A 6,663-nucleotide genomic window follows, 5' to 3' on the forward strand; every position below is an offset into this window, starting at 1 on the left:
ATGGCAAATAAAGAACAAGAAGCACACTCTCATCATCAAATTTTAGGTAAAAAGACAGAGCTCTATTTTGCCTTTTTGTGTGGAATTTTTCTAAGCATAGGTTTTTTAATTGAAAAATTAACAGGTTTAGCAGATTGGATGTCTTTATTAAGCTACATAATTTCCTACTTTTTTGGAGGTTTCTTTATCTCTATTGAAGCATCTAAAAAAATTCCTAAAGGCGAATTTGATATTGATTTTTTAATGATTGCTGCAGCTGTTGGTGCGGCCTATATTGGTAGTTGGGCAGAAGGCGCCTTGCTTTTGTTTCTATTTAGCTTGGGCCACGCTTTAGAGCATTACGCCATGAATAAAGCTAAAAAATCAATTGAAGCTTTAGGCCATCTTTCTCCCAAAACAGCACTGGTTAAAAAAAACGGGCAACTTAAAGAAATAGCAATAGAAGCTTTAAAAATTAATGATGTTATTGTAGTAAAACCTAATACTAAAATTGCTGCTGATGGTGTTATTATAAATGGTAGTACAAGCATTAATCAGGCACCAATAACAGGAGAAAGCATACCTGTAGACAAAACCTTTATTAAAAACACTACAAATTTACCAGAGTTTAAAGATATTGACAAAACTCATGTCGTCTTTGCAGGCACCATTAATGGAGATAGCAGCATTGAGATTTTAGTACTCAAACTAACAAAAGACTCCACAGTATCACGATTGGTAAAAATGGTAAGCGAAGTGGAAGCTCAAAAATCACCAACCCAGAGGCTCACCAAAAAATTCGAAAAATGGTATGTACCCATTGTTATTATCGTTGTATTTCTATTGTGTTTTGCATTCTTGGTTATAGACGAAAGTTTTGATACTAGTTTATATAGAGCTATAACAGTATTAGTTGCTGCTAGCCCTTGCGCCTTGGCAATTTCTACACCAAGTGCTGTTTTAAGTGGTATTGCAAGAGCAGCACAAAAAGGAGTACTTATTAAAGGTGGAAAAGCCTTAGAAGATTTAGGAGAAATCACAACAATAGCTTTTGATAAAACTGGTACACTCACAGAAGGAAAACCTAAACTTACAAATCTAATTCCGTTAAAGAATATTGATGAAAAGACCTTGGCTAAGCTGGTGTTTGAAATCGAAAGTTTAAGTAATCATCCACTAGCAAAAGCCATAGCAAATGATTTAAAGCTAAAATACACTATTGATTTCGATAATAAAGCCTCAAATATTAACGCCATTCAAGGAAAAGGTATTCAAGCAAATTATGAGAGCAAAAAAGCATTCATCGGAAATGTAAAACTGATGGAAGACTCAGACATAAAAGTGAATGATTCTATCCACTCTAAAATGGATCAACTTTTACAAAATGGACACACCGCAATGCTAGTGGCTTTTAATAATGAAATTGTTGGACTAATTAGTGTTATGGATTTACCTCGAAAAACGGCTACCTCTACTCTATTACGTTTAAAAGAAATTGGCATTAAACACATGATTATGCTCACAGGTGACCATCAAAATGTTGGAGATGCCATTGCCAAACAAATTGGACTTACGGAAGCCAAAGGGAACTTACTACCAGAAGATAAAGTTTCAGCTATAAAACAATTAATCAAACGCGACAAAAAAATAGCCATGGTTGGAGATGGTGTTAATGACGCTCCTGCAATGGCATTGAGCACCGTTAGTATTGCCATGGGAGCCGCAGGAAGTGATGTTGCTTTAGAAACAGCCGATGTCGCTTTAATGTCAGATAAAATTGAAAATTTACCTTTTGTTATTGGTTTGAGTAGAGCGTCTAAACGTATTATAAAACAGAACATTTTTATAAGTCTTGGTGTTGTAATGCTGCTGGTTCCAGTAACCATTTTAGGGTTAACAAATATAGGTGTAGCTGTTGCTTTTCATGAAGGCTCAACCATTGTAGTGGTTTTAAATGCTTTACGACTGCTTCGCTACAAAGTGAATTAATTGCTGTTTTATTAAAATTACAATTGACCTTTAAACAAAGAAAGAGATTAACTCATTTGATTTTTAGTAGAACTGACCAATATCATAGTCTAAAGCAAACATTCTGAATAAATTAGCTTCAACACAAAAATCCAGATAAATTTCCCTGTTGGTTTCTAAATAAAAACAGATGAGATTACAGGTAAATTAAAACGCAACCAATTTGTAAAACCATGAATGTAAAATATTTATATATAGTATTATTATTTCTAATCTTTTTAACTTGTAAAAATGAAAAGCGAGAAGAAAGCAACATTGATCATAATCTTATAGAAGATACAAATCCAATAGTGAAGGATACTATAAAAATAAAGGACTTAGATATTGAATCTTTAAATAAATCTATTACTATTGAATTAAAGCAAAAACAATTCATTGAAAAAAAAGACGAAAGTGAAGAGCTAGAAGAATTGATTATTGATAAAAAATATCTCGTCGATAAAAAAGATTACACCATCAATTTTAAATACCCATTGCTCAACGAATCTTATAAACCCACGAACAGTAATTTCAATGAATTTATTAATGATTATTACATTAATATCACCCAAACAGAATCGGATATCTTAGAGAATAAATTATTATGCGATAGTATTACAGCAAAAACTTTTAGGGAAGAACGCTTTATAGATTACAAAATTTATAATGTAAATGACCAACTTGTAAGCGTATTGTTTTACAAAGAGAATTTTTATAACGGAGCAATGCATCCTAGCTTTTCTTTTGATTGTTTTAATTTTGACTTAAACAGAGGGACTTTTATGACTTATGAAGACTTTTTTAATCAAGGGTCAGAAGAAGAATTAGTAAGTATTATAAATGAAAGTATAAACAGTCAAATTGGTAAAGGAGAAATGTATTACGACTGTTGGGAAGTTTCTTCGGATGATTTTTTTACGAGTAAAAACAACTTTGTACTCAATGATACATATATAGAATTTTATTTTGATGATTGTGTCATATGCCCATCCTATACTGGTACGTATTCCATAGAACTTCCTTTAACAGATTTGCTATCGGTTTTAAAAAAATACGAATCTAATCCGTTAGTCTTTTAATTTATACGTTATAGAATTACGCTCTACTAAAAACGGTATTTGGAAGCCAAAACAATTATAGCTATTATAACATACAATCATTCTTTCGTTTTAACTTCTTTTTTCTCTTGTCGTTCTAATTTTCTAAAATAACCACGAGTTAAAAAGTTGTGTTTTAAGGCTTCCATATTTTGATTGAATTTATCAGTGCCTTCGTTTATATTTTTAAGCGTAGATTTTAAGCTATTAACCAACGAGGTATCCTTTACCATATAATTATAAGCTCCATTACTAGAATTAAAATCACTTACAACGGCATTGGCATTGTTTAACAGCGTCTCAATTTCTGCACTTGATATCTCAAGATTAGTTACAACTGTTTTCAATTTTCCAGCTGAAATAGAATCATTCAACAACATTCCTAAAATGGTATTATCTTCTGTTTTTACCGAAGAAACAATACTATTTAACTCTGCAATAGTATGAGAAGCACCACGACTTGCTATTTTTAAATTATGAATAGATTGTTTTAAATCTTGTGCCATAACGGTATCATTGATAAGCACACCTATGGTGCCTTTTCCTGTTGTAATTCTGTTTGTAATTTTCAATAAATCTGAAGTCAGTATAGCTGCATTTTCAGAGCTTGTGTTAAGAGTATTTAAAATATCATCCGTTCCAATTCTACTGTAAGATACTATAATGTCTTCATTTTCTATAATTTCTGACGCTCCTTTTCCTGGAACGATATTCACAATCATATTCCCAACTAATCCGTCTGATCCAATAGTAGCAATCGCATTTTTTTTAATGTGCGAAAGAATCTTTTCCTCGATAGACATTTCTACTTTTATTGTAGAATCATTAATCATTACAATATTTTTTACCGTCCCAATATCAATACCAGAATAGCGTACATTATTTCCTTTTTGAAGACCGTTGACATTCTGAAAATAAGAACTCAATGTAAAGGTCTTTTTAAACATATCTTGACGTTGCCCAATTAAATACACACCTGCTATAAAAAGGATGGTACCTATGAGGACAAAAGATCCCAATCGTAGTTTTTGTGAGTTTGTTTTTTTCATTGTATATAATTTGTGTCTTCCTTTAAATGAAAGGCATATTAATGTTTAAAAAAAGCTTTAATTTTTGGGTCTACAGACGTTGATAAAGCTGTATATGTACCAACAGCATAATCAATACCATCAATAAGCAACAACATACGATCTGAAATAACGCGAGCACAATCTACATCATGCGTTATAATAAGTGACGAGGTGTTATATTTTTTCTGAACGTCTTGCATAAGAATGATAATTTCTTTTGCAGTAATAGGATCTAATCCACTAGTAGGTTCATCATAAAGAATGATTTTGGGTTGAAGAATTAAAGTTCTCGCTAAAGCCACACGACGTTTCATACCACCAGATAATTCCGAAGGCATTAAATCTATAGCATGAGCTAAACCAACGTTGGTTAAAGCTTCCAAAACAAGTGCTTCGGTATTTGAATCTTTGTGCTTTTTTTTAGAATGACGTCTTAGAGGAAATTCTAAATTTTCACGAACAGTCATAGAATCATACAGCGCACTACCTTGAAACAAAAATCCAATATCAGCTCTTAAAATATCTAAAGCCTCTTGAGTTAACGTCGTAATATCTTTACCCATAACTGAAATTAAACCACTATCGGCTTGCATTAAACCCACCAAACATTTTATCATTACAGATTTTCCTGAACCAGACTTTCCCATAATGACTAAGTTTTCACCTTTATAAAGTTTCATATTAAAGCCATTTAGCACATGGTTATCTCCAAAGCTTTTGTATAGGTCCTTAATTTGAAGCACAATGTCTGGATGTGATATATTTCTATCTCCTTTCATAAATCATAAAAAATATCTGTTACAAAAACGGCAATAAAATCAATGACAAATAACAATAATGAACTGACCACAACTGCAGAATTGGCCGCTTTACCAACACCTTCAGTACCTTTGGCGCAATAATAGCCTTTATAGCATCCCACAATTCCGATGGCTAAACCAAAAAAGAAAGATTTAATTGTAGCAGGAATAATGTCTCCAAATTCAATAGAATCAAAAACTTGATTAAAATAAAGTGTAAACGACACGTTGCCTTTAAGGTTTTCAACTAAAAAAGAACCAAACAGCGCAATAGCATCTCCAATGATTACTAATAATGGAAGCATCAAAGTAACCGCCAATACTCGCGTAACAACAAGGTATTTAAACGGGTTTGTCCCCGAAACCTCCATAGCATCTATCTGTTCTGTAACACGCATAGACCCCAATTCTGCACCAATACTAGAGCCTATTCTACCTGCACAAACTAAAGCGGTTATAATTGGCCCAATTTCTCTAACTATAGAAATACTAACCATAGATGGCATCCAAGATACAGCGCCAAATTCCATTAATGTAGGACGCGTCTGTAAATCCAATACCAAACCAATAATAAAACAAGTTATACCAACTAATAGCAATGAACGATTGCCCATGTTATAACATTGCCGTAACAACTCTTTTATTTCAAAAGGTCGCTTAAATACTTCTTTAAAAAAACGTCCCGTAAAATACGATATATCACCTAGCTCAATTAAGAACACCTGCAATCGATCTTTAATTTTAGAAATACCAGACATTTTTTATTTAATAGTATATAACCAAATGTATTGTAATAGTGGATTTTACGAAATGATATAAATCATTTTATAAACAAGGTATTCCTCTTAACTTTAACAATCAATACACCATAGATTATGAATATTGGCTTAGTATTATCAGGAGGTGGTATGAGAGGAGCTGCACATATTGGTGTTATTAAGGCTTTAGAGGAACACGGCATCTTTCCAACCCATATTTCTGGTGCAAGTATAGGTGCCATTGTTGGAGCCTTATATGCTTATGGATATGATTGGAAAATCATTTTAAAATTCTTTAAAACCTTTCAGTTGTTGGATATTAAAAAATATGCCCTTGGCAAACCCGGTTTTATAGATGCTGAAAAATTTTATCCTCAATTTAATAGTCTTTTAAAAGACGATAATTTTAATGCCCTTAAAAAACCTCTGACCATTACTGCTACAGATATTTTAAAAGGCAATCTTAAAACATTTAGTGAAGGAGAACTCATTAAGCCCGTTTTAGCATCGGCAGCTTTTCCTGGTGTTTTTGCACCTGTAAAAATTGGTAATTCTTTTTATATAGACGGAGGTGTACTTAATAATTTTCCTATTAGTGCATTACAATCAAAATGCGATATAATTATTGGCAGCTACGTTAATGACTATGATACTGTTACTATTGAAGATTTAAAACACTCTCACAATGTTGTAGAACGTGCCTTTAAATTAAAATCAGTTAAAGAAGATTATAAAAAATTTAAATATTGCGACTTAGTAATATCACCTAAAGTACTTAGCAAGTATGGTACTTTTGACAAAAAGTACCTAAACGATATATTTAATATTGGCTATAACACAACTATTGAAGCACTAAAAAGTAATACATCGTTTAAATTAAAGCTTGTTAACAATGGGTCATTGCTAAAAGTTGTGTGTGATGATTAAAAAAAGATTCTGATTTTTGTAAAAA

6 protein-coding genes are annotated in these 6,663 nt (G+C 32.1%); 3 read left to right on the forward strand and 3 right to left on the reverse strand.

Annotated elements, in window-relative coordinates; all coding sequences use genetic code 11:
- Entirely contained in the window at positions 1–1,968 is a 1,968-nt protein-coding gene (locus ABD730_RS03780; RefSeq protein ID WP_344712674.1) for a heavy metal translocating P-type ATPase, read from the forward strand.
- Between the two features lie 212 nt (positions 1,969–2,180).
- Positions 2,181–3,065: an RsiV family protein gene (locus ABD730_RS03785; protein ID WP_334469412.1), complete on the forward strand. Its 885-nt coding sequence runs from the start codon at positions 2,181–2,183 to the stop codon at positions 3,063–3,065.
- A 77-nt stretch (positions 3,066–3,142) separates the two neighbouring features.
- Here ABD730_RS03785 and ABD730_RS03790 read toward each other — a convergent pair whose 3' ends face one another.
- Genes ABD730_RS03790 through ABD730_RS03800 form a run of 3 tightly spaced genes read right to left on the reverse strand, consistent with a single transcriptional unit; the run spans position 3,143 to position 5,711 of the window.
- Complete coding sequence (locus ABD730_RS03790; RefSeq protein ID WP_334469410.1) at positions 3,143–4,132, reverse strand: MlaD family protein; 990 nt, start codon at positions 4,130–4,132, stop codon at positions 3,143–3,145.
- 38 nt (positions 4,133–4,170) lie between these two features.
- Positions 4,171–4,932, reverse strand: coding sequence for an ABC transporter ATP-binding protein (locus ABD730_RS03795; protein WP_344712679.1), 762 nt, complete (start codon positions 4,930–4,932; stop codon positions 4,171–4,173).
- On the reverse strand, positions 4,929–5,711 hold the full coding sequence (locus ABD730_RS03800) for an MlaE family ABC transporter permease (RefSeq protein WP_215924974.1): 783 nt from the start codon (positions 5,709–5,711) through the stop codon (positions 4,929–4,931). The genes ABD730_RS03795 and ABD730_RS03800 overlap by 4 nt, the downstream gene beginning before the upstream one ends.
- A 117-nt stretch (positions 5,712–5,828) precedes the next feature.
- Between ABD730_RS03800 and ABD730_RS03805 the strand changes: the two genes are divergently transcribed.
- Positions 5,829–6,638, forward strand: a complete 810-nt coding sequence (locus tag ABD730_RS03805) for a patatin-like phospholipase family protein (RefSeq protein WP_344712681.1) — start codon at positions 5,829–5,831, stop codon at positions 6,636–6,638.
- The last annotated feature ends 25 nt before the right edge of the window (positions 6,639–6,663 follow it).

This window comes from Winogradskyella damuponensis (assembly GCF_039538385.1).
Classification (GTDB): domain Bacteria; phylum Bacteroidota; class Bacteroidia; order Flavobacteriales; family Flavobacteriaceae; genus Winogradskyella; species Winogradskyella damuponensis.

Coding starts and splice junctions, on each gene's coding strand:
- ABD730_RS03785 (WP_334469412.1), top strand. CDS start 2,181: ATGAATGTAAAATATTTATATATAGTATTATTATTTCTAATCTTTTTA.
- ABD730_RS03790 (WP_334469410.1), bottom strand. CDS start 4,132: ATGAAAAAAACAAACTCACAAAAACTACGATTGGGATCTTTTGTCCTC.
- ABD730_RS03805 (WP_344712681.1), top strand. CDS start 5,829: ATGAATATTGGCTTAGTATTATCAGGAGGTGGTATGAGAGGAGCTGCA.
- ABD730_RS03795 (WP_344712679.1), bottom strand. CDS start 4,932: ATGAAAGGAGATAGAAATATATCACATCCAGACATTGTGCTTCAAATT.
- ABD730_RS03800 (WP_215924974.1), bottom strand. CDS start 5,711: ATGTCTGGTATTTCTAAAATTAAAGATCGATTGCAGGTGTTCTTAATT.
- ABD730_RS03780 (WP_344712674.1), top strand. CDS start 1: ATGGCAAATAAAGAACAAGAAGCACACTCTCATCATCAAATTTTAGGT.